The organism is Amycolatopsis sp. AA4 (assembly GCF_002796545.1).
Classification (GTDB): domain Bacteria; phylum Actinomycetota; class Actinomycetes; order Mycobacteriales; family Pseudonocardiaceae; genus Amycolatopsis.
This window is the reverse complement of record NZ_CP024894.1, coordinates 8,616,261-8,641,778: the sequence shown is the minus strand read 5'-3', so window position 1 is coordinate 8,641,778 and position 25,518 is coordinate 8,616,261. Positions and strand designations below refer to the sequence as shown.

The 25,518-nt window shown below is 69.7% G+C and carries 25 protein-coding genes; 9 read left to right on the top strand and 16 right to left on the bottom strand.

Translation table 11 applies throughout. From position 1 onward, the window contains the following. Positions 1 to 1,059 precede the first annotated feature (1,059 nt). The 5 genes from CU254_RS40065 to cutA all read right to left on the bottom strand — a co-directional run bounded on the left by CU254_RS40065 (position 1,060) and on the right by cutA (position 8,936). On the bottom strand, positions 1,060 to 2,241 hold the full coding sequence (locus tag CU254_RS40065; RefSeq protein ID WP_009085776.1) for a GAF domain-containing sensor histidine kinase: 1,182 nt from the start codon (positions 2,239 to 2,241) through the stop codon (positions 1,060 to 1,062). Between the two features lie 70 nt (positions 2,242 to 2,311). Continuing rightward, on the bottom strand, positions 2,312 to 5,626 hold the full coding sequence (gene cydD / locus CU254_RS40060; protein ID WP_037718969.1) for a thiol reductant ABC exporter subunit CydD: 3,315 nt from the start codon (positions 5,624 to 5,626) through the stop codon (positions 2,312 to 2,314). A 44-nt stretch (positions 5,627 to 5,670) separates the two neighbouring features. After that, positions 5,671 to 6,678 carry a cytochrome d ubiquinol oxidase subunit II gene (gene cydB / locus CU254_RS40055; protein WP_037718967.1) on the bottom strand — a complete coding sequence of 336 codons (1,008 nt, stop codon included), beginning with the start codon at positions 6,676 to 6,678 and terminating at the stop codon, positions 5,671 to 5,673. Positions 6,679 to 6,969: 291 nt separating this feature from the next. Continuing rightward, positions 6,970 to 8,484: a cytochrome ubiquinol oxidase subunit I gene (locus CU254_RS40050; protein WP_100267000.1), complete on the bottom strand. Its 1,515-nt coding sequence runs from the start codon at positions 8,482 to 8,484 to the stop codon at positions 6,970 to 6,972. 131 nt (positions 8,485 to 8,615) lie between these two features. Next, complete coding sequence (gene cutA, locus CU254_RS40045) at positions 8,616 to 8,936, bottom strand: divalent-cation tolerance protein CutA (RefSeq protein WP_037718964.1); 321 nt, start codon at positions 8,934 to 8,936, stop codon at positions 8,616 to 8,618. Here cutA and CU254_RS44740 point away from each other — a divergent pair. The 3 genes from CU254_RS44740 (at position 8,935) to CU254_RS40035 (ending at position 10,485) form a co-directional block, all read left to right on the top strand. Then, positions 8,935 to 9,066 carry a hypothetical protein gene (locus CU254_RS44740; protein WP_255409795.1) on the top strand — a complete coding sequence of 44 codons (132 nt, stop codon included), beginning with the start codon at positions 8,935 to 8,937 and terminating at the stop codon, positions 9,064 to 9,066. The two genes, cutA and CU254_RS44740, sit on opposite strands and share 2 nt — an antisense overlap. A 43-nt stretch (positions 9,067 to 9,109) precedes the next feature. Then, the gene (locus tag CU254_RS40040; RefSeq protein ID WP_009085768.1) at positions 9,110 to 9,709 is read left to right on the top strand and encodes a TMEM165/GDT1 family protein; all 600 of its coding nucleotides are present in this window, start codon (positions 9,110 to 9,112) and stop codon (positions 9,707 to 9,709) included. Between the two features lie 107 nt (positions 9,710 to 9,816). Continuing rightward, positions 9,817 to 10,485: a DUF998 domain-containing protein gene (locus CU254_RS40035; RefSeq protein WP_009085766.1), complete on the top strand. Its 669-nt coding sequence runs from the start codon at positions 9,817 to 9,819 to the stop codon at positions 10,483 to 10,485. On the opposite strand, the gene CU254_RS40030 is transcribed toward CU254_RS40035, so the two are convergent. Further along, the gene (locus CU254_RS40030) at positions 10,482 to 11,117 is read right to left on the bottom strand and encodes an IclR family transcriptional regulator (RefSeq protein ID WP_009085764.1); all 636 of its coding nucleotides are present in this window, start codon (positions 11,115 to 11,117) and stop codon (positions 10,482 to 10,484) included. The genes CU254_RS40035 and CU254_RS40030 overlap by 4 nt on opposite strands. After that, entirely contained in the window at positions 11,114 to 11,968 is an 855-nt protein-coding gene (locus CU254_RS40025; protein ID WP_304597981.1) for a hypothetical protein, read from the bottom strand. The genes CU254_RS40030 and CU254_RS40025 overlap by 4 nt, the downstream gene beginning before the upstream one ends. Positions 11,969 to 12,210: 242 nt before the next feature. On the opposite strand from CU254_RS40025, the gene CU254_RS40020 reads away from it, so the two are divergent. Then, positions 12,211 to 13,011, top strand: coding sequence for a DUF2470 domain-containing protein (locus CU254_RS40020; protein ID WP_037718962.1), 801 nt, complete (start codon positions 12,211 to 12,213; stop codon positions 13,009 to 13,011). Positions 13,012 to 13,070: 59 nt separating this feature from the next. On the opposite strand, the gene CU254_RS40015 is transcribed toward CU254_RS40020, so the two are convergent. Next, positions 13,071 to 13,535 carry a PPOX class F420-dependent oxidoreductase gene (locus CU254_RS40015; protein WP_009085758.1) on the bottom strand — a complete coding sequence of 155 codons (465 nt, stop codon included), beginning with the start codon at positions 13,533 to 13,535 and terminating at the stop codon, positions 13,071 to 13,073. A 22-nt stretch (positions 13,536 to 13,557) separates the two neighbouring features. Between CU254_RS40015 and CU254_RS40010 the strand changes: the two genes are divergently transcribed. The 3 genes from CU254_RS40010 to CU254_RS40000 all read left to right on the top strand — a co-directional run bounded on the left by CU254_RS40010 (position 13,558) and on the right by CU254_RS40000 (position 16,377). Continuing rightward, positions 13,558 to 14,391, top strand: a complete 834-nt coding sequence (locus CU254_RS40010) for a CPBP family intramembrane glutamic endopeptidase (protein WP_009085756.1) — start codon at positions 13,558 to 13,560, stop codon at positions 14,389 to 14,391. 60 nt (positions 14,392 to 14,451) lie between these two features. Further along, on the top strand, positions 14,452 to 15,648 hold the full coding sequence (locus tag CU254_RS40005; RefSeq protein ID WP_009085755.1) for an arginine deiminase: 1,197 nt from the start codon (positions 14,452 to 14,454) through the stop codon (positions 15,646 to 15,648). 177 nt (positions 15,649 to 15,825) lie between these two features. Further along, positions 15,826 to 16,377, top strand: coding sequence for a ferritin (locus CU254_RS40000; protein WP_009085753.1), 552 nt, complete (start codon positions 15,826 to 15,828; stop codon positions 16,375 to 16,377). Positions 16,378 to 16,446: 69 nt separating this feature from the next. Here the strand turns inward: CU254_RS40000 and CU254_RS39995 are convergent, their stop codons facing one another. The 5 genes from CU254_RS39995 to CU254_RS39975 all read right to left on the bottom strand — a co-directional run bounded on the left by CU254_RS39995 (position 16,447) and on the right by CU254_RS39975 (position 19,925). After that, positions 16,447 to 17,031 (bottom strand): dihydrofolate reductase family protein, encoded by a 585-nt coding sequence (locus tag CU254_RS39995; RefSeq protein ID WP_009085752.1) that lies wholly within the window; start codon positions 17,029 to 17,031, stop codon positions 16,447 to 16,449. Positions 17,032 to 17,127: 96 nt separating this feature from the next. After that, positions 17,128 to 17,955: a hypothetical protein gene (locus tag CU254_RS39990; RefSeq protein ID WP_009085750.1), complete on the bottom strand. Its 828-nt coding sequence runs from the start codon at positions 17,953 to 17,955 to the stop codon at positions 17,128 to 17,130. After that, a complete protein-coding gene (locus tag CU254_RS39985; protein WP_009085748.1) occupies positions 17,952 to 18,515 on the bottom strand; it encodes a SigE family RNA polymerase sigma factor in 564 nt (187 codons plus the stop codon). The genes CU254_RS39990 and CU254_RS39985 overlap by 4 nt, the downstream gene beginning before the upstream one ends. Positions 18,516 to 18,639: 124 nt before the next feature. Then, the gene (locus CU254_RS39980; RefSeq protein ID WP_037718960.1) at positions 18,640 to 18,993 is read right to left on the bottom strand and encodes a DUF952 domain-containing protein; all 354 of its coding nucleotides are present in this window, start codon (positions 18,991 to 18,993) and stop codon (positions 18,640 to 18,642) included. A 56-nt stretch (positions 18,994 to 19,049) separates the two neighbouring features. After that, on the bottom strand, positions 19,050 to 19,925 hold the full coding sequence (locus CU254_RS39975; protein ID WP_009085745.1) for a DUF5926 family protein: 876 nt from the start codon (positions 19,923 to 19,925) through the stop codon (positions 19,050 to 19,052). Positions 19,926 to 20,002: 77 nt separating this feature from the next. On the opposite strand from CU254_RS39975, the gene CU254_RS39970 reads away from it, so the two are divergent. Beyond that, positions 20,003 to 21,157 carry a cytochrome P450 gene (locus tag CU254_RS39970; protein ID WP_009085744.1) on the top strand — a complete coding sequence of 385 codons (1,155 nt, stop codon included), beginning with the start codon at positions 20,003 to 20,005 and terminating at the stop codon, positions 21,155 to 21,157. A gap of 226 nt (positions 21,158 to 21,383) precedes the next feature. Here the strand turns inward: CU254_RS39970 and mca are convergent, their stop codons facing one another. After that, entirely contained in the window at positions 21,384 to 22,199 is an 816-nt protein-coding gene (gene mca / locus CU254_RS39965) for a mycothiol conjugate amidase Mca (RefSeq protein ID WP_009085743.1), read from the bottom strand. Then, positions 22,196 to 23,545: an MDR family MFS transporter gene (locus CU254_RS39960; protein ID WP_100266999.1), complete on the bottom strand. Its 1,350-nt coding sequence runs from the start codon at positions 23,543 to 23,545 to the stop codon at positions 22,196 to 22,198. Before CU254_RS39960 ends, mca begins: the two co-directional genes overlap by 4 nt. A gap of 96 nt (positions 23,546 to 23,641) precedes the next feature. Here CU254_RS39960 and CU254_RS39955 point away from each other — a divergent pair, with 96 nt between their 5' ends. Then, the gene (locus tag CU254_RS39955) at positions 23,642 to 24,244 is read left to right on the top strand and encodes a TetR/AcrR family transcriptional regulator (protein ID WP_009085739.1); all 603 of its coding nucleotides are present in this window, start codon (positions 23,642 to 23,644) and stop codon (positions 24,242 to 24,244) included. Here CU254_RS39955 and CU254_RS39950 read toward each other — a convergent pair. Next, positions 24,241 to 25,251 (bottom strand): DUF4328 domain-containing protein, encoded by a 1,011-nt coding sequence (locus CU254_RS39950; RefSeq protein WP_078561228.1) that lies wholly within the window; start codon positions 25,249 to 25,251, stop codon positions 24,241 to 24,243. The two genes, CU254_RS39955 and CU254_RS39950, sit on opposite strands and share 4 nt — an antisense overlap. Between the last annotated feature and the right edge of the window lie 267 nt (positions 25,252 to 25,518).

Sequence of the window (25,518 nt, the reverse complement as noted above, 5' to 3'; positions counted from 1 at the left end):
ATGCGATACGGCTGACGTGACAAGTCCACGACAACGGCAACTCGGTGCGACGTGGTTACCGCGACGTGCGCGCGCGGCGCGGTAATTTCCACTTCGGACTCGCGACACGGCGGCATTTGCCCTGCAGTCAAGGCAATGCGGCGATTGGGCCGGTGGCTGACGAACTGTTGCGCCGTGGCGGGGTGATGGTGGGCGCGCCCGTTGGTGCGTGCGGTTCCAGCCTCCGCGTTGCGATGCCGGCGTTGCGGTGTCCGCCTTCGCGTCGCGGCATCGGCGTTGCGGCATCGGCGTTGCGGCACCGCCTTCGCGTCGCGGAATCGGCGTAGCGGTGTCCACCTTCGCGCCGCGGTGTCCGCGTTGCGGCATCGGCCTTCCGGTCGCGGCATCGGCGTTGCGACATCGCGGGTTTGCAGTCGATCGCTATGCCGCGGCCTGCACTGCGTTTGCTTGCGCTCGTCGATGGCAAGGCCGCGGTTGCCTCCGCGCGTCGATCGGGTTGTCTCCGCTCGTCGATCGCTGTGCTGCAATCGCCTGCATTGCGATTGCCTGCCCTCCCGATCACCGTGCCGCAGTCACCAGGACCGCGATCACCTGCGCTCACCGATCGCTGTACTGCACTGCGCTGCGATTGCTTGCGCTGCGATCGCCTCCCTTCACCGATCGCCATGCCGCATTCGCCCGCACCGCGATTGCCTGCGCCTGACGATCACTGCACTGTGGTCGCGTGCACTGCGATTGCCTGCACTCGCCGATGGTCGCGGTCGCGTCCGCAGGTCCATGGCTATGCCGCAGTCACCTGTATTGCAGTCACCTGCGCTCGCCAATCGCCATGCCGCATTCGCCCGCACCATAGCTGCCTAGGCTCACCAATCACCGTGCCGCGATCGCCCGCATTGCGCTCCACTGCGCACGCCGATCGCGATACCGCAGCCGCCCGCACCACAGCTGCCTACCCTCACCGATCACCGTGCCACGGTCACCGGTGTTGCGATTACCCGCATTCCCGCCCGCCGCAATGCCAAAGAAACCCTCGCACAGCACCGCGACCACCAGAGACACTCACTCAAGCGGCAAATCAAACGCCACCAACGTACCCAAACTAGGCGAAGAATTGAGGAAAAACCGGCCACCAGCAGCATCAGCACGTTCGGCGAGATGCCGCAGCCCCCGGGTCGCCACCCCTTGCGGCACCCCAGACCCGTTGTCCCGCACGCGAAGCTTCACGCCCTCGGCATCCCGGGTCAGCGTCACCCGCGTTTCGCTCGCGCCCGAGTGCCGGACCACATTGGACAGTGCCTCGCGCAGTGCGGCCCGGATGTGGTCGGCCCGTTCGGCGGGGATGTCGGCGAACTCGCCGGACAGCTCCAGGGTCGGCGGGTAGCCGAGCAATTCTCCGGCGATGCGGACTTCGCCGCGCGCGGATTCGGCGAGGTCCGTCGGGGAGCCGGGGTCGTGGCGCGGCTCCGGCGAGCGCAGCGCGCGCACGGTGCCGCGGATTTCCTCGATGGTCTGGTCCAGTTGGTCGATCGCGTCGGACAGCCGCGCCCCGTCGGCCTGCGCGAAGCGTTTCCGCATGTTGCGGCGGACCCGGTCCAGCTGCATGCCGGTGCCGTAGAGCCGTTGCACGATCACGTCGTGCAACTCGCGGGCGATCCGCTCGCGCTCCTGGTAGAGGGTCACGCGATGGCGCGCGTTAGCGCCCTCGGCCAGCGCGAGCACCACGCCGGCCTGCGCCGCGAAGGCCGCGAGCATCTCCACCGTGCCCGCGGAAAACGGCTCGCGGCCCTGTCGTCGGTACACCGTGAGCGCGCCAAGCACCCGCCCGCCGGAACCGAACGGCGCAGCCGCGAACGGTCCGTACCCGCGCAGTTCATCCGGCACATACGGCGCCGTCCGCGGATCGACGATGAAGTCCTCCGCCGCGATCGGCTCGCTGCCGCGCGCGACCCGGCCCGCCGCGGAATCCGTTTCGAGCGTAAGCCCGCGCAACTCCCCGACCGGCCCGCGTTCGACGTCGCCCGTCGGCACCTCCGCGAGCAAACCGTCGACCCCGTACGCCGCCTCGACCACGACGCGCCCGTCGTCGGCGCTGACCATCGCCAGGCCAAGATCGGCGTCGGCCAACTCGACAGCCCTGGCCACGACTGTTTCCAGCACCCCCTCCGGGTCGTCCCCGGACAAGGCGGTGCTGGTGATCTCCGTGGCCGCGGAAAGGGCGCGCGCGGCGAGTGTCGGGTCCATGAGCAACTCCGACCTTAGCGCGGCCCCCAGCCCCTGACCCGAAATCGTGACCGTCACCAACAACCCTCCGTCACGCCGCCACCCGCGGCAACGCCCGCCGCACGACGCGCCCGTCCCGGACCTCGAAAACAAGGTCCGCTTGAAGCTCTTCGTCCGCATTGTGCGTTACGTGCACGACCGTCCGTCCAGCGAGTTCAGTACGCAACGTCGCCCGCAAGGCCCGCGCCGTCGGCTCGTCGAGATGCGACGTCGGCTCGTCAAGCAACACCAACTCCGCCGACGGAGCCGCCAGCAACGCCCGCGCCAACGCCACCCGCTGCGCCTGCCCACCGGACAACCCGGTCCCGGCGCTGTCGAGCACCGTCGCCAAATCCAGCTCCGGCAGCTGCGCCTGATCCAGCACCCGCCGTAGCTCGGACGTTTCTGCCAACGGATTCGCGAGCCGCAAATTCTCCGCCACCGTGGTCGAAACCAACATCGGTTCCTGCGGTGCCCAAGCCACCTTCGTCGGTGCGACCACCTCGCCCTTTCGAGGCTGAAGGAACCCCAGCAGAGCCGCCACCAACGTCGACTTCCCCGCCCCACTCGGCCCGACGACCGCCACATAAGCCCCGGTCGGCACGCTCAGATCGACGTCCTTCAGCACCGCCGCCCCGCCGGGCCACCCCAGCTCAGCACCCCGCAACCGAACCGCGGCCGGACGGTCCCCAGGCTGAGCGGCGACGGCCGTTTCAACAACCGCGCGGCCTGGTTCTGAGTGCGCATCCGCAGCACCGGAAACCGCGTGGGTCATTGCGTCTGATCCGGCAGAACCAGCCTCCAGCGAACGCTCATCCGCCGCCTCGCCAACCACCGCGCCAAGTCGAACCCGGGCCGCTCGCAGGGTGTCCCAATGCACCGCCGCCTGCGGGAGCAGCGCCAACACCTCCGCCAGCGCCAACGGCACCAACGCCAGCAGCGGAGCCATCACCCCCGCCAACTCCCCGCGTCCGACCGCCTCCGCGGCCAGCATCGTGCTGACCACCGCGGCCGCCCCCGTCGCCAAGGTGATCACCGCATCCGCCGCTCCCGCGCCGAAGGCCTGCCGCCGGGTGCCGGCGGCCAGTTGGGTGTCCGTCGAAGCAAGCTCGCGGCGGCGCGAGGCCGCCCGGCCGTAGGCGAGCAACTCCGCAGCCGACGAGAACAGCACCAGGACCCGCGCGGCGACGTCGCGACGTCCAGCCGCGAGAGCGGAAGTCGCCCGGCGTTCCAAGCGCAACGCGACCGCCGGAGCCGCCAAGCCCACCAGCACGGTCAAGGCCAGCACCAGACCAGCCGACGGCAGCACCAACGTCTGCACCGCGATCGCCCCGGCCGCGACCAAACCGACCACGATGGGCGGCGAAACGACGCGCGGCAACAGATCGCGCACGGTATCGACGTCTGTCACCAGCCGACGCTGGCTCTCTCCCGCTTCGAGACTGCGCGCCGGACCCAAGCGCACCAACGCATTCCACAGCCGAACCCGCAACCGCCCGGCGATCCGGAAGGCGGCGTCGTGCGTCACGAGCCGTTCGACGTACCGGAGTCCAGCCCGGCCCAATCCGAAGGCGCGCACCCCGACGACCGCGACCGTCAACGTGAGAATCGGTGGCTGCAAGGACGCTTTGGCGATCAGCCAGCCAGAAGTCGCGGTCAGCGCGATCCCGGCCAAGAGCGCCAGGGTGCCCAGCAAGGCACCGGAGAACAGCCGTCGGTCGAGCACTATTCGCCAGGGAAGCGGCCGCGCCTCTGCACTGTCCGAAGTGGACTCAACTGCAGCTGCGGGAGGAGAGTCCGAAATGGCCACCGCAGCAGAACGTTCGTGCGCGGCGATTACCGCTGCCGCCCCGTTCTCGACCGCTCGCTCGACGGCGTCCATGACCCGCCGCGCGTTGACGTCGTCCAGGTGCGCGGTCGGCTCGTCCAGCAGCAGCAACCACGCGCCCGACTGGACGCGCAGCAACGCCCGGGCCACGGCGACGCGCTGGCGTTGCCCCAGGGAAAGCCGGTCGACCGGACGGTCGGCGAGGCCTTGCAGCCCCAGTTCGCCGAGCACGGCGTCTAGGTCCGATCCAGCGAGTTCTTCCCGCACTGTGCCGCCGCTGAATACCGGCGACTGCGGAACCCAGGCGATCCCCGCGCGCCACCGTTCGAGGTCGGCTTCCGCCAGCGGTACGTCCCCGGCCAGCACCGATCCGTCGTAGGAGGGCACGAAGCCCAGCAGCGTCGCGAGCGTTGTCGATTTACCGCCACCGCTCGGTGCCCGCAGCCACACGATCTCGCCGCGCCGGACTGAGAAACTTTCGCCGTCGGGCGCGAATCCGCCGCGCCGGGCGACTTTTAGGTCGGACACAACCAACGATCCACAGGGCGCGGTCCGCGTCCCTTCGGCCGGGACCGGCTCCGCGAGCACCTCAGTCACGCGGCGGACCGCTTCCACGCCGTCCTCGCTCGCGTGGAACGCCGCGCCGACCGCGCGAATCGGCTGGTAGCACTCGGGAGCGAGGATCAGCACGCCGAGTCCGATCGCCAGCGGGAGCGATCCTGACACCAGCCGGACGCCGATGACGACGGCCACCAGCGCGACCGACAGCGTCGCCGCGAGTTCGAGCACGAACGCCGAGGAGAACGCGACCCGCAAGGTCTTGAGCGTCGCGCGACGATGCCGATCCGACAGTTTCCGCACGGTCGCGGCCTGCGCGTCAGCGCGCCGGAACGCGGTGAGCACCGGCAACGCGCGCACCAGTTCGAGCAGCAGGCCGGACATCCGGTGCACCGCGTCCGTCGCGCCGGAAACGCGGTCGGCGGTGAATTTTCCGGCCAGGACAGCGAACATCGGCAGCAAGGGGACCGTCGCGGCGATGATCACCGCCGAAGGCCAATCTGTCCACAGGATCGCCGCACCCGCCGCGAGCGGGACGACCGCGGCGGTGACGAGAGCGGGCAGGTACTCGCGGAAGTAGGAATCGAGTGCGTCGAGGCCGCGCGTGACGAGCGTCGTCAGTTCGCCGTGGCCGCGCCGGGCGAGCCATTCCGGGCCGAGGCGCAAGGCGTGGTCGACGACGCGGGCGCGCAGGTCGCGTTGCGCGGTCGCGGCGGCGCGGGCGGAGACAACCCGCACCGCCCAGCTGGTGCCTGCCCGGCCCACGACGAGCGCGAACAGAACAGCCAACTGGACGGCGCGGCCCCCGATCCCCTGGGAGACCACATCCGCGAGGACATCTGCCAGCAGAAAGGCTTGTCCGACAAGGAATATCGCGTTCCCGAACGACAGCACCGCGACCAGGATCAGCGCTCGGCGCGCGGCCGGCCCCAGGGCCGAGAGCGCGCCGAGCGGACCCTTGCCCGGCCGCACCGGGTCCATGGGGGACCTCGTGGCGGAAAGGGGTGCGCGGCCGGGAAGCTTCGTCATGGTGCGTGCACCGCCGGGATGTGCTGGACCCCGATGCGCTTGCGGAAAACCCAGTAGGTCCAGCCTTGGTAAATCAGCACCGCGGGCGCTCCGAACGCGCCGACCCAGGTCATCACCGTCAGCGTGTAGTGGCTGACCGCGCTGTTCGTGATGGTCAGCGAATGCGCCGGGTCCAATGTGGACGGCAGGACGTTCGGGTAGAGCGCGCCGAAGAAGGTCACTGCGGCGGCCGTGATGACGACCGCGAGCGCGGCGAACGCCTGCCCGTCGCGGTCGACGTAGAGCCGCAGCCACGCGACCACGGCGGCGAGGACGGCGATCACCAGCGAGACGAGCGTCCACAGTTTGCCTTCGCGGACCTGGACGACCACCAGGAACGCGACGAGCGGCAGCAGTCCGACCGGGAGGACGCGCAGCGCGATGGTGCGGGCACGTTCCCGCAGGTCACCGGTGGTTTTGAGAGCCAGGAACGCCGCGCCGTGCACGAGCGAGAACCCGACGATGGCTACCGCGCCCAGCAGCGTGTCCCACCGGACCGACTCGAACGGCGACCCGACGCGGTTGCCCTGGGCGTCGAGCGGCAGGCCGAGCACGGTGGTCGCGAGCAACAGCCCGACGCCCAGCGGCGGAACCCAGGAACCGATGATGATCACGCGGTCCCAGGCGCGCCGCCAGCGTTCGGAGTCGACCTTGCCGCGGTACTCGAACGCGACGCCGCGGCCGATGAGCGCGATGAGGACGAGCAGCAGCGGGAGGTAAGCGCCCGAGAAGAGCGACGCGTACCAGCCCGGGAACGCCGCGAACGTCGCCCCGGCCGCGACGATCAGCCAGACCTCGTTGCCGTCCCAGACCGGCCCGATCGTGTTGACGAGGACGCGCCGCTCGGTGTTCGTCTTCCCGAGGACCGGCAGCAGCATGCCGACGCCGAAGTCGAATCCTTCGAGGAAGAGGTACCCCAGCCAGAACAGCGCGACGATCGCGAACCACAGCGTTTCGAGTGTCATCCCCACTCACCTCGTCCGGCATCCGCCGACGTCATCCGGTCGGCCACCGGGTTGTCCCCACGATGGCCCTGAGTTATCCACAACCCGCCGAGTTGTCCACAGATCTGCTGTGGGTAACCCGCGAGAGCCACCACGCGATTACGCTGGGTACGGGGCGTCCCCCCGGAGAGGGTGGGGGCTGCGTACGCGGCGGAAGGCATGTGTCGGCAGCTCGTCCAGGCCAGTGGAGCGGGCCGCGCCCAGACCCGGCCCTCCGGGTCTTCTGGCGGCACCCCGGCCCGCTCCACCGGGTCAGTAGGCGAACGAAAGCGCCTGGTCATCGGAGCCATCGGAGTCCTCGGAATCGGAATCAGAGCCAGAGCCGGAGGAAGCAGCAGGCGGCATCACCGCATCCACCCCGCCCCGGATGTACTTGCGCATCAGGTACAGCTCCACCACCCCCAGCACCGCGTACAGCACCGTCAGCGAGATCAGCGACGTCAGCACCTCGCCGACCGTCAGCTTCGACACCGCCTGTGCCGTGAACATCCACATGCCCTCGACGCCGGTCGGGTTGGGTGCGACCACGAACGGCTGCCGTCCCATCTCCGTGAAGATCCAGCCCGCGCTGTTGCCGATGAACGGCGTCGCGATGCCGCCCAGCACCATCAGCGGGAACCAGCGTCCGCCGGGGATTCGGCCGCGCCGGGTGAGCCACAGGGCAAGCAGGCCGATGCCCGCGGAGATCGCGCCGAAGCCGATCATGATCCGGAAGCCCCAGTACGTCACCGGCAGGCTGGGCACGTAGTCGATCGGCTTCCCGGCCAGCGAGCCGAGTGCCGGGTCGTCGGGATAGTTCGTGCCGTATTTCGCCTGGTATTCCGAAACCAGGTTCTCCACGCCCTTGACCTCGGTCGAGAAGTCGTTGTGCGCCAAGAAAGACAGCAGCGCGGGCACGTTGAACGTCTTGACGTCCTCGCAGTTCGCGTTAGCCACGTCGCCGATCGCGATGATCGAGAAGCTCGCCGGCTTTTCCGTGTGGCACAACGCCTCTGCCGACGCCATCTTCATCGGCTGCTGCTCGAACATCAGCTTGCCCTGCATGTCGCCGGTGATCGCCAGCACCGCGAACGCCACCACGCCGACCCAGCCGCCGAGGCGCAGCGACGAGCGCCAGACCTCGCGGTGTTCGTCCGAGGTCGAACGCCGCCGCCACAGGTGCCAGCCGGCCACGCCGACCAGGAACGCCGCCGCCACCGAGAACGCGCCGGCCAGCGTGTGCGGGATCGCGGCGAGCGCGGTGTTGTTCGTGAGCACCGCGCCGATCGAGTTCATCGTCGGCTTGCCGTTCACGAACTCGACGCCGACCGGGTGCTGCATCCACGAGTTCGCCGCGAGGATGAAGTACGCCGAGGCCATCGTGGCCAGCGAGAACGCCCAGGCGCACGCCAGGTGGACCCGCTTGGGCAGCCGGTCCCAGCCGAAGATCCACAGGCCGAGGAAGACCGACTCGACGAAGAACGCGAGGAGGCCTTCCATCGCGAGCGGCGCGCCGAACACGTCGCCGACGAACCGGGAGTAGGCGCTCCAGCTCATCCCGAACTGGAACTCCTGCACGATCCCGGTCACCACGCCCATGGCGAAGTTGACGAGCAGCAGCTTGCCCCAGAACTTCGTCATCTTGAGGTGCCGCGGATTGCCGGTGCGCACCCATGCCGTCTGCATGGCCGCGACCAGCACCGAAAGTCCGATGGTCAGCGGGACCATCAGGAAGTGGTAGACGGTGGTGATGCCGAACTGCCACCGCGCGAGCTCAAGGACATCCACGTGTCCGATCCTCCGCGCGCGCACCCGCGCCAGCCAGTTCAACACGTCCTGAACCAGCCGGGACCAACGTCCCCCCGACCTGCCGAAACCCGGTGCCGGGAGACGGCAGATCTCCCCCGATCAGGTGGCGTCTACCGGGTTTCCTCCACGAGCCACGACAGGTACCGCGGGCTGCCGCCGACGATCGGCGTGACGATCACCTCAGGCAGGTCGTACGGATGCCGCACGTTCAGGAACTCCTCCAGCGCGCCCGACCGGTCCGCGGCCGTTTTGCACTCGACCCGCCATTCCGCCGCCGTCTGCACCTCGTCCTCCCACCGGAAGACGCTGGTGATCGGCCCCACGATCTGGGCGCACGCGGCGAGCCGGGCCTCGATGGCGCTCGCGGCGATGGTGCGCGCGGCGGCCTCGGAGTCGACGGTGGTGGTGACGACGACGTGGTCAGCAGACATGACCCGCACCGTACCGCAGCCGGAAAACAGAATTCGGCGCACCGAAAAAAATAATCCGGCCGACCGGCGACCGGCATTCTGCGGACCTGAACAGGCAATTCGCGAAACCCATCAGCTTGCGGTTTTCTGAATCTCCCCTTTATCGTTGCAGTGAAAGGGGTGAGCACGAACCCATGTCTCCCGCATTGATCGCTCTGTTCAGCGCGTTCGGCCTGGTACTGGCCGTCGAGCTGCCGGACAAGACGCTCGTCGCGACCCTCGTGCTCACCACCCGTTTCCGCGCCTGGCCGGTATTCGCCGGAGTATGCGCGGCGTTCGCCGTGCAATGCGTGATCGCGGTCGCTTTCGGCAGCCTGCTCACGCTCTTGCCGGAAACTCTGGTTTCGGTCCTGGTCGCCGCGATGTTCGGCGTCGGCGCGTTCCTGCTGCTGCGCGAGGGCTTCAGCGAAGGCAGCGAAGCGGGCGAGGACGCGTCGCGGTCCGGGCCCGGGCCGGTGTCGTTCCTGCGCTCCGCGCTCACGTCCTTCGGCGTGCTCTTCGCCGCGGAGTGGGGCGACGCCTCCCAGCTGGCCACCGCGGGCCTCGTCGCCCGCCTCGGCAACCCGTTCGCGGTCGGGGTCGGCGCGTTCGTCGCGCTGGTGTCGGTCGCCGGGCTGGCGGTGTTCATCGGCGCGAAGATCCGCGACCGGATCCGGCCGAAGCTGATCCAGCGGGTCGCCGGGTTCGTGTTCGCCGGATTCGCCGCGTTCGCGCTGGCCCAGCTGCTCTGGTAACGGCCGTTTCACAGGAACGCCAGGTAACCTCTTCGGAACCCCCGAACGAGGACCAGGTGAACCCCAGGTGACGCCATGGCCTCCGCCATGACCGCCGAGGAGCGCCCGTGCCGACCACCTCCCGCGCCGCCGTGTCTCCGGTGTCGCCGGTGCACGGCAGGCTCGCGCTGGGCGGCATCGGGGCGGCCGTGGTCATCGCCACGGACCTGCACCTGCGGCTCTCCGCGCAGATCAGCCCGATCTGGCAGACGCTTTCGGAGTACGTCTACGGCAGGCTCGGCGACCATTCGGCCGCGCGGCTTTTCGCGATCATGTGCCTGGCGCTCGCGCTGGGCTCGCTGGCGTTGCTGGCCGGACTCGTCAAAGCCCGCCGCTCGCCCGCCGTCGTTGTCCTGCTCGGCGTGTGGTGCGCCGGTCTCACGATCTGCGCGACGGTCCCCGTCGACCCCAACGGCGAAGCCCGCTCCTTCGACGGCCAGCTGCACAACGCCGCCGCCCTCACCGCGTTCCTCGCGCTCCCCACGGCCGCCTGGCTGCTGACCCGCCGCGGCGGCCGATCGTGCCCGTGGGAGCCGCGCCGCACGACGATCCGCCGGCTGGCCGTCGCGAGTTTCGCCAGCGTGGCCGTGGTCCTGGGCGGCTTCGTGTTCACCCTGCTCACCGGGCCCGCACAGCAGGAAGTGACGCTCGGGCTGTTCGAGCGGCTGCTGTTCACCGTCGACCTGGCGCTCCTGCTGACCATGGTCCGGCCGCTGGTCGCCGCGTCCCGCCGCTAGGACCGCAGCACCTCGGCGAGCTTCGCGGCCGCCTCCACCGCCAACGGTCCGACTTCGTCCGAAACCAGCGGCTCCAGCGAGATCACCCCGACGCTCGCCCGCAGCCCAGGCACCCCGCGCACCGGCGCGGCGACGCCCGAAGCACCAGCCTCGATCTCGCCGGTCGAAGCGACCCACCGGTCGGTACCGCCGGGCCGCAACGCCATCGCCCGCCCGGCCGCACCCGCGGCGAGCGCGTGCCTGCTGCCGACCCGGTACGCCACGTGATAGCTCGTCCACGACGGCTCCACCACCGCGACCGCCTGCGCGTGATCGCCCTGCGCCACCGTCAGATGCGCCGTCGCGCCGACCTTCTCGGCCAGCTCGCGCAGCACCGGCCGGGCAGCCTCGCGCAGCTGTGGCAGCACCTGACCGGCCAGCCGCAGCACTCCGACGCCGAGCCGCACCTTCGTGCCGTCTCGCCAGATCAGGCCGCGTTCGGCCAGCGGCACCAGCAGCCGGTACACCGCCGCGCGGCTCGCGCCGATGGCCACCGCGAGTTCGGAGATAGTCGCCGCCTGCTCGCCCGAATCGGCCACCGCCTGCAGCAGCGCCAGACCGCGGTCGAGGGTCAGCGACCCCTCCCTGCTCACAGCAGCTCGAGTTCACCCAGGTCGGCCACCGGCTCCGCGAACGACGCCGCCGCGTACGACCCGAAAAGCTCCCGCACGGCCTTCGCGGCCGGCTCCGGCAACGCGCGGGCTTCGTCCGCGAGCGCCTTGCCGTCGGTCGATTCCAGCGCCGCGCGGACGTCGCCGCCGGAGAGGCAGCGCGCCGACGCGACGAGCAGGTTCAGGAAGCCGTGGTGCGTGAATCCGGTCTCCGGGTCGACGTGCCGGACCGCGCGGTGCAGGCTGTTCGTCGCCTTGAACGACGCCCCCGGCGAGCCGCTGACCACGGACAGGAAGTCGGCGACCTCGTCCACGCTGGGGAAGTTCTCCCCGGCCTTGCCGCCGCAGCGGATCTTCGGCCAGCTGCCGTGCTCGATCACGTTGCGCACGCCGTCGAGCCAGCCGACGCCGCGCCGCGGTTCGACGACCCGGATGACGTCCTCGGGCACGAACTCCGAAACGCGTTCGAGCCACACCTCGTCGACGTCGGACGGGGCGGGCATCTCCACCATCCGCAGCGACAGCAGCTCGCTGCGCGATTCGACGATCGAGATCGCCTTCGGAACGCCGCCGAGCCCGGTGTCGATGATCAGCGACAGCGGCAGCGGCTCCTTGGGCTTGATCTTGATCAGCTCGGTGATCAGCTCCGGCAGCCGCGAGGCCTGGCACAGGAAAACCCCGAGCACCCCGGCGTGTTCCCCGCTGCGCGATTCGAAGTGCGCGCGCAGCGCCTCCGGCATCGCGACGTCCGCGGGCGGGAAGAGCGCCGAGTCGTCGACGAGCCGCGCGAACAGGGGAGGAATTCCACGGGGGCCGGGGGGCGTGAGTTCCACAGCGCTTGACACGACTGACACGCTAGTAGCGTACGGCAAGGGGACAAAATCGTTCGCTCTGCGGACGCGTCTCGAGACCTTTTCGAGAGCGGATCAACCGGCCCCCACGGCCGCATCCGCTCGGCCCCGTTCTTCCGCCGATCCGCTGACCAGCACTTTCCCGTCCCGTGGGTGATCTTCTCGCGCGCTCTTCCCTTGGCGCGGCAATTCAGGTTAGGCTCACCTAAGTAGGAGGTGAGCCCGTGACCGAGGCACCCGTATCCGTGCGCCGCCCGCCCGCGCCGAACCCCGCCGAACGCGCCAAGACGATCGCGACCCGCGGCGGCCCGGCGACGATCATGCCGACCGTCGACAGCGCCGGCTGCGAGGCCGCACGCGTCGAGCCGGTCCTGCATCACGTGCACCACAGCGGAAGCGTCAGCATTCTTCTGCCGGACGAGCACCCGATGGTGTCCGCGTCCCGGCAGGCTCAGCGCGGCGAGCTCGCCGTCATGGTCGAGCTCGCCGACCACGCCCCGGTGGCGCTGCGGGAACCGGTCCGCGGCCTGCTGTGGATCACCGGCTGGCTCCGGCCGCTGACGGACGTGTCGGCCCGCGCGCGTGCGGTGTCGATCGCCGAACAGCGGCCGGACCACCGGCTTCTCGACGTCGGCCACGGCCTCACCCTGCTCCGGCTGACCCCGGCGTCGCTGGTCCTCGCCGACGCGGAGGGCACGCATTCGCTCCGGCCGCACATGTTCAGCGCGGCCCCGCCGGACCCGTTCCACGACTACGAGGCGGAATGGCTGCGGCACCTGGAAAGCGACCATCCGGACGTGGTGGAACAGCTGGCCCGGCACCTGCCCGCGGACCTGCGCGGCGGCCGGATCCGCCCGCTCGGCCTCGACCGGTACGGCCTGCGCCTGCGCGTCGAATCGACGGCGGGCGACCACGACGTCCGCCTCGCGTTCTCCCGGACGGTCGACAGCCCGCCGCAGCTGGCCGCGGAACTGCGGCGGCTGCTCGGCTGCCCGTTCCTGCGCCACCAGCACGGCGAGGCCTGACCGTCCGTGAAGGGCTCCTTGAGGGAATTAGATTCCCTCAAGGAGCCCCTTCACGGACCTCAGTCCGCCAGCTCCGGAGGGAAGCCGCCGGTCGCGATCGGTCCCCACCGGTCGATCGTGATCCGGATCAGGCTCTTGCCCTGCTTGCGCATCGCCTCGCGGTACTCGTCCCAGTCCGGATGCTCGCCGGAAATGCTGCGGAAGTAGTCGACCAGCGGCTCGACCGAATCCGGCAGGTCGAGCACCTCCGCGGTCCCGTCGACCTGCACCCACGGCCCGTTCCACTCGTCCGACAGCACGCAGACAGACACCTTCGGCTCGCGCCGGAGGTTGACCGCCTTCGCGCGCTTCGGATAGGTCGCGATGACGATGCGGCCCTCGTCGTCGACGCCGCAGGTGTTCGGGGACAGCTGGGGCCGCCCGTCGGCGCGGGTGGTCACCAGGATCGCGCGGTGACGCGGCTTCAGGAACGCGACCAGTTCGGCGCGCTCGACCTTCGTGTTGGTGGCGATAGTCCTCGGCATACCCCGACGGTAGCGTGCGTTCATGCGCACCACAGAGCGTTCCGGAGGGCCGTCGCGCCTGCGATCCTGGCTCAACCCGGCACTTCCGGCGTTCCCGGCCCAGCTCGCCGATCCGGGCGAGCGGCGGGCGGTCAAGATCGAGCTGGTCCTCGTTTTCGGCATCACCCTCGGGCTGTCCGGTGCGCGCAGTCTGCTGTCCCTTGTGGACTCTCTGCTGCGGCCGACCCCGTTGGCGCAGCAGCAAGTGCAGCTCAACGTCCCGCGCGCCGCGGCGAGCCTGCTGGACCTGCTCCAGCAGCTGCTGAGCGCCGCGCAACTGGTCGGCTGGGGCGGGCTCGGGCTGTACCTGCTGTGGCGGGCCGGGCTGAAACTCCGCGAAATCGGCCTGAGCCGCCGGATCCGTTCCGACGCGCTCATCACCGTCGGAATCGCCGCGCTGATCGGCATTCCCGGGCTCGCGCTGTACTTCATCTCGTATCACCTCGGCTTCAGCCTCGCGGTGCAACCGTCCACTTTGGGCGATACGTGGTGGCGGCCGATCGCGCTGACGCTTTCCGCGTTCGGCAACGCTTTCGCCGAGGAAGTGCTCGTGATCGGCTATCTGCTCACGCGGCTGCGGCAACTCGGCGTACGCGAGAACGCGTCGCTCTTCGGCGCGGCGGTACTGCGCGGTTCCTACCACCTCTACCAGGGGTTCGGCGGGTTCGTCGGCAACCTCGTGATGGGCCTGGTGTTCGGCCGCGTGTGGCAGCGGACCAACCGGCTGTGGCCGCTCATCGCCGCGCATACTTTGTTCGATGTGGTGTCCTTCGTCGGCTATTCGTTGCTGAAAGGCCGTCTTTCCTGGCTCCCGTGAGGCCCGCTCATTAGGCTCCGTTTCGTGAGCGAGACGAGCGAGATGACCGCACCTCCCCGGGTGGACAGCGAAGTCGGGCCGCTTCGGGCAGTCCTGTTGCACCGGCCGGGAAACGAGCTGAAACGGCTCACGCCCCGCAACAACGACAAGCTCCTTTTCGACTCCATCCCGTGGGTGAGCCGGGCACAGCAGGAGCACGACGCGTTCGCCGAAGTCCTGCGCGGCCGCGGCGTCGAGGTGCTGCTGCTGGCCGACGTTCTCCGCACCGCGCTGGAAGACCAGCGCGCGCACGCCGCCGGGGTGCACGCCGCGGTGGACGACCGGCGGCTCGGCAGCGACCTCGCGGATTCGCTGAGGTCGCACCTCACGAGCGTGGACGCGCCCGCGCTCGCCGAAGTCCTGATGGCGGGCATGACCTTCGAGGAGCTTCCGTCCGCCGAGGGCGCGTCTCTGGTGCGGATGATGCACCATCCGCGCGATTTCGCCGTCGATCCGCTGCCGAACCTGCTCTTCACCCGCGATTCGTCCGCGTGGATCGGCGACCGCGTCGCGATCTCGTCGCTGACCATGCCCGCGCGGCGGCGCGAAACGGCGCTGCTCGACCTCATTTACGCCTACCATCCGCGATTCCGCCACGCCGCCCGCGCTTACGGCGCGCATTCCGCGCCGATCGAAGGCGGGGACGTGATGCTGCTGGCCCCCGGGGTCGTCGCGATCGGCGTCGGCGAACGGACGACTCCGGCCGGCGCCGAATCGCTGGCCCGTTCCGTATTCGCCGACGGACTCGCGCATACCGTTCTCGCGGTTCCCATTGAACAATCGCGCGCGACGATGCATCTCGACACGGTGTGCACGATGGTCGATGTCGACGCCGTCGTGATGTATCCGCTCGCCCGCGATTCCCTGACCGCGTTCACTATCAAGCCGACCGGCGACGGCGGCGTGAAAGTGGCCGGCCCGACGCCCTTCCTCGAAGCCGCCGCGGAAGCGATGGAGATCGACCGGCTGCGGGTGATCGACACCGGCCTCGACCCGGTCACCGCCGAGCGCGAGCAGTGGGACGACGGCAACAACACGCTGGCGCTGGCCCCGGGCGTGGTCGTGGGGTACGAACGGAACGCGGAGACCAACGAACGGCTCACCGCGGCGGGCATCGAGGTGCTGCCGATCACCGGGTCCGAACTGGGGTCCGGCCGCGGCGGGCCGCGCTGCATGTCGTGTCCGGTGCGCCGCGATCCCCCGCCGAAGCGGCACTGAGCAGTCGAGCCACCGGGACGTCGAGAGAGAAGTTAGCCTTTCCTTAATAAGGGCAAACACATTAAGGGAAGGCTAACCAAAATAAGTGTTTCCTTCTTGAGGAATGGTAACCCTAATAGGGTGGAGATCACCAGCCAAAAGTGGAAAACAATGCGCGATTGACGTACCGTGACGGACATGGCCCTCACGAAGAAAGAACCGCGCTCCAAGTTCTACGAACTGCTGCAGGCGCAGATTCACAACGAGTTCAACGCCTCCCAGCAGTACATCGCGCTCGCGGTCTGGTTCGACAACGAGGACCTGCCGCAGCTCGCGAAGCACTTCTACAAGCAGTCGGTGGAAGAGCGCAATCACGCGATGGCGCTCGTCCAGTACATGCTCGACCGCGACCACCACGTCGAGATCCCCGGCACCGGCGAGGTCCGCAACGAGTTCTCCGCCCCGCTCGAGTTGATCGAGCTCGCGCTGGAGCAGGAGAAGGAGGTCGCCGCCGACATCTCCGCGCTCGCGAAGGCCGCCCGGGCCGAGGAGGACTACATCAGCGAGCAGTTCGTCCAGTGGTTCCTCAAGGAGCAGGTCGAGGAGATCTCCCAGATGTCGACGCTCGCCACGGTCGCGCGCCGCGCGGGTGACAACGTCTACGAGATCGAGAAGTTCCTGCACCGCGAGGCCGTCGGCGACGCCGGCGCGGACGCCGGCATGCCCCCGGTCGCGGGCGGCGCGCTGTAACGCTCAAGGCCAGCGCGGAAGCCCGGTTGTCCCCACTGTGGACAACCGGGCTTCCCCATGTGGATAACTTCAGCGCCGCTCGTACCGCGCGATGAGCACGCCGGTGGTGGTCGCGACGCTTCCGGCGAGCGAGAACTCGGCCAGCGGAGCCGGTCCCTCGAACAGCCGCGCGCCGCGGCCGAGCGTCAGCGGATGGATCAGGAACGTGTAGCTGTCGACCAGCCCGGCGGCGTGCAGCGCACGCACGAGCGAAACGCTGCCGATGATCGAAAGATCCTTGCCGGGCAAGGCTTTCAGCTCCGCCACAGTCTCCACCGCGGAGCCGCGCAGCAGCACCGAGTTCTGCCAGGCGTCCGCGTTTTCCAGCGTCGTGGAGACGACGTACTTCGTGGCCGCGTTCAGGTGCGCGGTGTACGGATTCCCGTCCGTCCGCGGCCCCCACGCCGTGGCGAAGTCCTCCCAGGTGCGCCGGCCGAACAGCATGTCCCCCGGCCGGCTCATGCCCTTGCCCATCTCGCGGGCCATCACGTCGTCGCGGTAGCCGTTGCCCCAGCCGCCTAGGTCGAACCCGCCGCGAGTGTCCTCGTCGCGGCGGCCGAGCCCTTGGACGACGCCGTCGAGGGTGCTGCTCAGGGTGACGCTGATCGAACGCATCGGGGAGGTCCTTCCGCTTCCGCGGGCCGCCGACCGGCCCGTCACCCGCTACACGAGCGGCGCGGAGCCAGATCGACATCGGACCGCGGAAATTTTTCAGCCGGTGCAGTCCTGCGTCTTCGCCCGGACCTCGACGCCCTGAACCGCCCCGTCCGAATTCAGCGTGAAGTGATACGCCCCCTGGTCACCGGTCGGCGACACGAGCGCACTCCCCGACTCCGACGTACCCGGATAGGTCGCGGTGACCTGGTCCTTCGGCGTTCCGTCGCCGACGCCTTCCGGCGTGTGCGCGGCCCCGTCGGGCTTCACCGCGACCACGCCCTTATCGGCCGACACGACGGCCGTCGCCGCGGGTACGCCGGCACCGCTGACGTCGTAGTACGTGCACCCCGCCGACTCCTTGACCGTCGTGAGCTTCATGCCCTGGTCCGCGAGCTGCTGCTCGGTCATGCCGAGCTTCACCGCGCCCAGGCCGTCCGCGGTCACCAGCGCGCCGGACACGGCCTTCGTCGGCGTGGTCGACGGCGGGGCCGGCTTCGTGCGGTGCGGATGCGCGGGCAGCACCGGCGGGTCGGCCACGCTGGTCTCCATCGGCACGGACGACGCTGGGACCTGCGTCGATTCGGCGCTCGACGGCGGTTCGGGCACCGAAGAAGGCAGCGTGGGCTGGGTCGACGCGACCGGCCGGGCGGCGACGTCGGTGCTCGCGGGCTGGGTGCGCAACTGGATCGCCACCACTCCGGCCGACGCCACCGCGAGGACGCACGCCGCCCCGGCCGCGGACGTCAGGATCCGCTGCCTGCGCCGCCGCCTGCGCGCGCCCGCCACGATGGCCGACGCGGCGTCCTCGGCGGGTTCGACGGCCAGCCGGTCGTCGGCGAGGAGGGCGCGGAGCCGCTGTTCCAGATCGTCGGGCTGGCTCACCCGGCGTCGCCTCCTTCCTGGTTCCTCAGTTTCGCCCGCAAGGACGCGATCGCCTTGCTCGCTTGGCTTTTCACCGTCCCCTGACTGATGTCCAGCGCCTTCGCGATTTCCACTTCGGACAGTCCTTCGTAGTACCGCAACACCATCACCGTGCGCTGCCGCGGCGGGAGGTCGCGCAGCGCCTGCCACAGCGGTTCGTGCTCGAACGGATCCTTCGGCGCGCACGGGCTGGTGTCGGGCAGGTCCGCGACAAGGTTCTCCCGGCGCGTCCGGCGCCAGCGGCTGACGTGCGCGTTCGCCATCGAACGCCGCACGTACGCCAGCGGGTCGCCGGTCTTCTGCTGCACGTACGACCAGCGCGCGCCGATCTTCTCGAGCACGGTCTGGACGAGGTCCGCCGCGTCGTGCGGGTTCCCGGTGAGCACGTGGCCGTAGCGGAGCAGTCCGGGCAGGGCCTCGCGCACGAAGTCGCCGAAGTCCGTGATGGTGTTGACGGCTTCCGCCGGGGAGCCCGCCCAGGGCTGATCTCCGCTCGCGAGGGGCAATGCGGCTGCCGTCACCGTATCGCCCCCTCCCCGGATGACCGCGTCCAGCGACGGTTCCTCGTCATCCCCACCACGCATGAGCGCCCCCGAGGGTTGTCCCGTCTCCGTCGCTACTTTCCGTAGCTGTGGACAACTGAGGTCAGCGCACGGAAAGCGACTCGGGCAGCCGCAGGGAGCCGTCCGCGTCAGTGGGGAAATCGTGTACCGAGACCACAGCGTTTCGCGGGATCGGGCCGTAGATGTGCGGGAACAGGATTCCGCGCGGGTCCGGCGGGGCGCCGTCCTCCCAGCGCACGGGCGCGTCGACCAGCGTGGGGTCGATTTCCAGCAGGACCAGGCCGGATCGCCCGCGGTAGAGCGCGTTGGCGGGCAGGGCGACCGTGCCCGGGTCCGAGCAGTGGATGAATCCGGCGTCGTCGAGCGAGGACGCGCGGTATTCGCCGTCGGCGGGCACCGCGGCCCACTCGTCGCGGGTGCAGATGTGGAGGATCACGCGAGGATCGTCCCACCTGTGGACAACTCGGCCTGAGTTGTCCACAGGTGGACAACTCAGCGGATGGTGAGCTGGCGGCCGATCAGCCCGTCGCGGGCGCGCCGCTCGGCGGCGTTGAGCGGCTCGGAGTCGAGCGATTTGAGCGCCTCGTCCAGCCGGGCGCCGAGCTGGTCCTTGGGCTCGGCCCATTCCCGGGCGTGCGCCTCGGGGTCGAGGTCCCACACCGGGACGAGGAGGCCGTGCGCGCGGAACGACCCGGCGTACCGGGTGCCCTCGCCGAGCCCGAGCGTGCCCGCCGCGGACAGCCGCGCAAGCGCTTGCAGCAGCAGGTTCTCCGGTTCCGGGCGGACCCAGCGCAGGTGCGCCTTCTCGCCGGCGAGCACCCAGTAGGCGCCGGAGCCCAGCCGATCGGTGGGCATGATCGCGGCGTTCGCGCGCTCGAGGGAGACCGCGACGTCGCCGGTCGCGTCCGCGTCCTCGGGAAGCCACCACGCGAAGTCGGTGTGGAGTTCGACCTCCAGTTCCGCGCTCGGCACGAGCAGGTCCTGGAGCCGGTTGTGCTCGTCCGGGTCGGTGGGCGACGTCGTGTCCGGCACCGACAGCACGTCGCCCGGTTCGGCGTCGAGCAGCCAGCGGAGCGCACGGCCGAGGTCGCGGCTGATGTCGGAGGACCGCGTCTGGACCTGCAGGCCGAGGAAGCGCTCGCCGTCCGAACGGACGAACGCCGCGGCGGCCATGGGCAGCACCGTGCCGAGCGTGACGTCGCCGCCGTCGGCGAGCGTCAGCTTCGCCGTGGCCGACGGGACGAACTCGCGCAGCGCGATCAGCTCCGGCTCCGCCGCCAGGCCCTCGAACGGCTGGCCGACGAAGACGTCGCGCACCTTCGGCTTGCGGTCCGGCTTGGGACCCTTCTTACGCGCGCCCTTACCCATTTCAGCCTCCTCGGGAACTCGGGGTCAGACGCTATCGAAGCGACCGGCCGCCCAGGCTCGCGGGTTAGAGTCGACTCGTGTTCGACCCTCGCGATCCCGCCTTCCTCGCCGACCCGTATCCCGCGTTCGCCGCGCTGCGCACCGAAGGCGAGGTGCACCACCACGACGGCCTCGGCATCGCGATCACGGTTTCGCACGCCGCGTCCGCCGCCGTCCTCCGGCACCGCGGACTAGGCCGGATCTGGACCGACGCGCAGCCGCTCGAACGGTTCGCGTCGTTCAACCTGTTGCACCGCAACTCGTTGCTAGAGAACGAACCGCCCGCGCACACCCGCCTGCGCCGCGTCATCGCGGGCGAATTCGGCCGGGGGCACGTGCAGCGGTTGCGTCCGATGGTCGCGGAACTCGCCGAGTCCATGGTGGACACTCTGGCCGCGAAAATCGCCGCCGACGGCAGCGCGGACCTCCTCGAACACCTCGCGCAACCACTGCCCGTCGCGGTCATCGCCGAACTGCTCGGCGTCCCGACGTCGGACGGCTCGCAGCTGGTGACGTGGAGCAACGCCATCGTGAAGATGTACGAATACGGCCTGTCCGAAGACGGCCGCGACGCCGCCGAGCAAGCCGCGGCCGATTTCGTGGCGTACCTGCGCGAGGTCGTCGCCGACTCCCCGCGCGGCATCGTCCGGGACCTGACCGCGAGCGAACTGACGCCGGACGAGGTCGTCGCCACCGCGGTGTTGCTGCTGATGGCCGGGCATGAGGCGACGGTGAACGTGATCGGCAACGGAGTGACCGCGCTGCTCACCCACCGCACGGAATGGGAACGGCTTAGGTCCGACCCAACGTTGCTGGACTCGGCGGTGGAAGAACTGATCCGCTTCGACTCGCCGCTGCAGTTGTTCGAGCGCACAGCGACCGAGGACGTGGAAATCGCGGGTTATCGCGTCGAGAAGGGCGCGAAGATCGGCGCACTGCTGGGCGCTGCGGCTCGCGATCCGAAGGTGTTCGATGCCCCGGACACCCTGGACGTAGGCCGCTCGCCGAACGCGCACCTCGGGTTCGGGATGGGGATCCATTACTGCGTCGGGGCGCCGTTGGCCCGGGTGGAAATCGCGGCCGCGCTGACGGCGTTGACTGAGCGGCTCCCGGACCTCCGGCTGGCCGCCGAGCCGGAGCGGAGGCCGGAGTTCGTGATCCGGGGGTTGCGGACTTTGCCGGTGACCGCCTGAGGCTGCTCGGATTCGGCTGGTGTGCTGCATAATCGCGGCGGCCTCGGGTCGGGGTGGGAGATGCGGTGGCTTGTCCACAATGGATGATTTTGCTGCGGTCTCGCTTCCGCCGCACCGCCGCACCGCCGCACCGCCGCACCGCCGCACCGCCGCACCGCCGCACCGCCGCACCGCCGCACCGCCGCACCGCCGCACCGCCGCACCGAACGGTGACCTGGCCTCGGTCTCAGCGCAAGCCTGCGAACAGGTCGTCCTCCAATCCGGGGCTGATTTCGACGGGGCCGGTGGTGCGGGCCAGGTGGTAGTCCTCCCAGGGCCAGGTCTTTCGTTCGATCTCGCGCGAGTGGGCGAAAAACGGGTGCGCCGGGTCCATCTGCGTGGCATGCGCGCGCAACGCGGCATCCCGGGTCGCGAAGTGTTCTTCGCAGCGGATGCGAGCGGTCACGGTGAGCACGTCGGTCGACGGCAGCTCCTCCAGGACTGGGCCCATCAACGACTCTTCCCCAGCGGCAAGGGTCGCTTCGTGCATCGCTGAGAACCAAGACCGGCTGAGGGTGGCGAGGTAGTAGAGCTTGCGCGGGGTGCCGTCGTCGGATTCGTCGAACGCAGCGGTCGTGACCTCGTGCGTGCGGATGTGGTCGGGGTGTGGATAACCGCCGGTCTCGTCATAGGTCACCACTACCTGTGGACGGAATTTCCGCATCAGCTCCAGCAGTGGTTTTGCCGCTTCAGCCAAGGGGATCTGCGCGAAGCTCCCGGGCGGGGACGGTTCCGACAAGCCGGAGTCCACATGGCCGAGGAACGTCTGGCGAATGCTGAGAATCCGTGCCGCGTCGGCCATTTCCCGGCGGCGGATGGCGGGCAAATCCCGTCGGACGTCCTCCCGGTCCAAAGTTGGGTTGAGCACATCGCCGCGTTCGCCGCCGGTGCAGGTGGCTACCAGGACGTCGACGCCTTCGGCCGCGTAGCGGGCCAGGGTCGCGGTGCCTTTGCTCGATTCGTCGTCGGGATGGGCGTGCACGGCGAGGAGGCGGAGCGTCATGCGCGGGTTCCTTTCGGGAAGAAGAAGGCGGGGACAAAGCTCAGCAGGGAAAGGCCGAGTGCCCAGGTGAACGTCGTGCCGAACGCGGCGGCACCTGGTGGTTGCGCGTGCAGGACAGCCACCAGCACCGCCGTGCCCAGCGAGCCGCCGATGCGGTTGACGACATTGATCGCGCTTGCTGCCCGCGGGATCCGGCTGCGTTCCAGGGAGGTGTAGAGCATCGTCATGCCGGGCGTGGTCGTCGCGCCTAGGCCGAACCCACGGATCAGCAGCGAAACTGTCAACAGGGTCGGGCTCGGGGAATCGCCGAGTTGAGTGAAGGCGATCGTGCCGATGAGCGACAACGCGATGCCCGTGAGCATGACTGTTCGCGAACCGAAGCGGGCCAACAGCTTTCCGCCTGCGATGAGGACGACGGCGGAGCCCAGTGCCTGTGGCGCGAGCAGGAGTCCGGCGGTGAGGGCGGACATGTGCTGGATCTGCTGGTAATAAAGCGGAAGCAGCAACATCGAGCTGTACAGCGACGCGCCCAGCAAGAAGGTGCTCGCACTCGCGACGGCAAAAGCCTTGTGCGCGAACAACTTCAGGTCGAGCAACGGCGCTTGCGCACGACGGGCGTGCCAGGCGTAAGCGAGCAGCAGCACGGCACCGGCGAGGGCGAACGCGGGGGAACCTTCGCCTAGTCCGTAACCGAGCGCGCCGAGTCCCGGCGGGAGCAACAGGAGGCCCCGGACGTCGAGCGGATCGCGCGCGCCGGCGGGCTCCTCGCGCGGCAGCACCCGGACGGCGAGCAAAAAGGTGGCGACGCCGAACGGCACGATCCCGAAGAACAGCCAGCGCCAGCCGAGATCCTGGACAAGCGCGCCGCCGAGCATCGGGCCGAGCACCGGCGCGACGGTCGCGGGCAGCGTGACGACGACGATCATCCGGCCCAGCCGAGGACCGGCCGCCTGCGCGAAAATCGCCTGGCCGACCGGTTGCATGAGCCCGCCGCCGAGGCCGTGCAGTACGCGGAACGCGATCAGTGCCGGAGCCGACCAGGCGAACCCGCACAGCACCGTCCCCAGCGTGAACAGCCCGACGGCCGCGAGCCACACCCGACGGCCGCCGAACCGGTCGGAGAGCCAGCCGGACAGCGGAATGGTGAGCGAAGCGGCCAGCAAGTACGCGCTGGTCACCCACTGCACGGTCGGCAGCGAACTGTCCAGGTCCCGCGCCATCACGCCGATCCCGACCGACACGATCGTCGCGTCGAGGATCGACAGCACCGCGCCCAGGATCAGCACCCCGCCGAGCCGGCGAAGCCCGGAATCGGAGACCGGTGCGTCCGGAACCCGCGTGGTCATCGCGACACCCCCCTTCATTAGGTCGAACCTGAGATTAGGTCTAACCTAGTGAATAGGTCAAGCACAAATTTAGGTCGGACCTAGTACACTGGCCGGGTGAGCCTCAGGGAGCAGAAGAAGCTGGAGACACGGCAGGCGATCTCGTCGGTGGCGACGCGGCTGTTCATCCGGCACGGGTTCGACCAGGTGACGATCGCCGACGTCGCGGAGGCGGCACGGGTCGCCAAGATGACCGTGACGAATCACTTCAGCCGAAAGGAAGACCTGGTCTTCGACATCCGGAACGACTTCGTGGACTGGCCGGCGAACCTGGTCCGGGCCGCGCCGGAAATCCCGGCGCTGGTCGCCGTGCGGGACGGCTGCTTCGCGGAACTGGACAAGGCGGGCCCGATGCTCGGGTTCGCGGACGTGTCCTTCGTGCGGATGGTGCGGCAGAGCGAACGGCTCACGTCCGCGCTCCGGGATATGCACGTCGACCGGGAAATCCAGCTCGCCGCCGCGCTGTACGACCGGCATCCGGACCGCGACCTGCTGGCGCGGACGGCCGGCGCGCACCTCACGTCAGTGCTGCGGCTACTTCTCGCCGACGTCTGGCAGCTGACCTGGCAGGACGTCAAGCGCGACGAACTGGTGAAGCAGATCCGGGATTCCGCGGCGGTCGCGTTCGGCCAGCTGGAACCGGCGCTCGGCGACTTTTAACGCGCGGCGCCGACCGGACGCGCGGTCCGCAGCTCCGGCTCCGGCGCGCCCTCGATCTTGAGGACGCGGAAGTCGCGCAGGCGTTCCGGGGCGATCGGCATCAGCAGGTGCGAGAACCGCCGGATCACCAGCGCGGTCACGATCGCGAGCGTGGCCGCGGCGAGGTCGGTGAACGCGACCAGCAGGACGCTGTCCGCCATCGCCTGCACGCCCGGCCGGATCCGCCAGATGATCGTGACGATCAGCAGGATCCAGTTCGCCACCCACGCGCCCCACCAGCCGAGCACGAGCCGCGAGGGCTTCGGCCGCTTGTCCCGGGAACGACGGAGCACGGCGTGCTCCAGCTCGCTGACCACGGACAACGCAAGCGCCAGGTTCACGATCGGCACCAGCACGCCCACGAGCACCTGCCACACCGGCCGCGGCGGCGCTTCCCCGGCCTCGTCGGCGGCGGCTTGCCGGGCGACCAGCAGCCACCAGACCGAGAGTCCGGCCGGGAGCAGCGAAAAGATCGTGGTGAGCAGCCCGGCGAGCATGACGAACGCGTCGGAGAACCCCACGACGCCGCTGTTCAGCGCGGAATCCCGGCTTTCCACCAGTAGCGCGTACCGCCAGATCTCCGCTCCCGCCGCGATCACGGCGAGGACGGCGAACGTCCAGAGAATCGTGGCGAGGCTGCGCGCGAGCACCGGAATGCGGTCGATCGGCCGGATCTCGCCGGACGCGGTGCCCGGCACATTCGTCGGACGGCGCCACGTCAGGTTCGGGAAGCCCCAGCGCGGCGGCACCGGATAGGACGGCGGCCCGGAGTAGGGCGTCGCGGGCACGGCGCGGCGACGACGGACGGCACTCGGCGGCGGGGTGGCGACCCAGCGCAGCTTGGCCGCGCGCTTCGGCGGACTCGGCTGCGGTTGCTGCGGGGCGGGCCGGTGGATCGCCCCCTGCGGAGCCGCGGTGAACGGACGCGGGTAGGCCTGCGGGTGGTACGGATTGGCGAAGTGCTGCACCGGATGATGCGCGGCCCCGGCTTGCGGTGCCCAGTGCCCCGGCTGCCCGGGCCCCGCGACTCCGCCGTGCTGGCCGGGAGCCGGCTGCGCGCCCGGTTGCGGCGGTGCTCCTGGCTGAGCGAAGCCCGTCGGCCCAGCGGGCGCGCTGCCGGGCTGAGCGGGATACGACTGCGCGCCGAACTGCGGCGCGGGCCAGCCTGAAGCAGGCCCAGCCTGACCTGCACCCGGACCAGAAGCGGCTTCGCCCGGTCCAGCTCCGGCAGCAGC

Excerpts from the sequence above, each read along its gene's own strand:
- CU254_RS40065 (WP_009085776.1), bottom strand. The coding sequence starts at position 2,241 with ATGGACCCGACACTCGCCGCGCGCGCCCTTTCCGCGGCCACGGAGATC.
- cydD (WP_037718969.1), bottom strand. The coding sequence starts at position 5,626 with ATGGACCCGGTGCGGCCGGGCAAGGGTCCGCTCGGCGCGCTCTCGGCC.
- cydB (WP_037718967.1), bottom strand. The coding sequence starts at position 6,678 with ATGACACTCGAAACGCTGTGGTTCGCGATCGTCGCGCTGTTCTGGCTG.
- CU254_RS44740 (WP_255409795.1), top strand. The coding sequence starts at position 8,935 with ATGACCCGCACCGTACCGCAGCCGGAAAACAGAATTCGGCGCACCGAA.
- cutA (WP_037718964.1), bottom strand. The coding sequence starts at position 8,936 with ATGTCTGCTGACCACGTCGTCGTCACCACCACCGTCGACTCCGAGGCC.
- CU254_RS40040 (WP_009085768.1), top strand. The coding sequence starts at position 9,110 with ATGTCTCCCGCATTGATCGCTCTGTTCAGCGCGTTCGGCCTGGTACTG.
- CU254_RS40015 (WP_009085758.1), bottom strand. The coding sequence starts at position 13,535 with ATGCCGAGGACTATCGCCACCAACACGAAGGTCGAGCGCGCCGAACTG.
- CU254_RS40010 (WP_009085756.1), top strand. The coding sequence starts at position 13,558 with ATGCGCACCACAGAGCGTTCCGGAGGGCCGTCGCGCCTGCGATCCTGG.
- CU254_RS40000 (WP_009085753.1), top strand. The coding sequence starts at position 15,826 with ATGGCCCTCACGAAGAAAGAACCGCGCTCCAAGTTCTACGAACTGCTG.
- CU254_RS39995 (WP_009085752.1), bottom strand. The coding sequence starts at position 17,031 with ATGCGTTCGATCAGCGTCACCCTGAGCAGCACCCTCGACGGCGTCGTC.
- CU254_RS39975 (WP_009085745.1), bottom strand. The coding sequence starts at position 19,925 with ATGGGTAAGGGCGCGCGTAAGAAGGGTCCCAAGCCGGACCGCAAGCCG.
- mca (WP_009085743.1), bottom strand. The coding sequence starts at position 22,199 with ATGACGCTCCGCCTCCTCGCCGTGCACGCCCATCCCGACGACGAATCG.
- CU254_RS39960 (WP_100266999.1), bottom strand. The coding sequence starts at position 23,545 with ATGACCACGCGGGTTCCGGACGCACCGGTCTCCGATTCCGGGCTTCGC.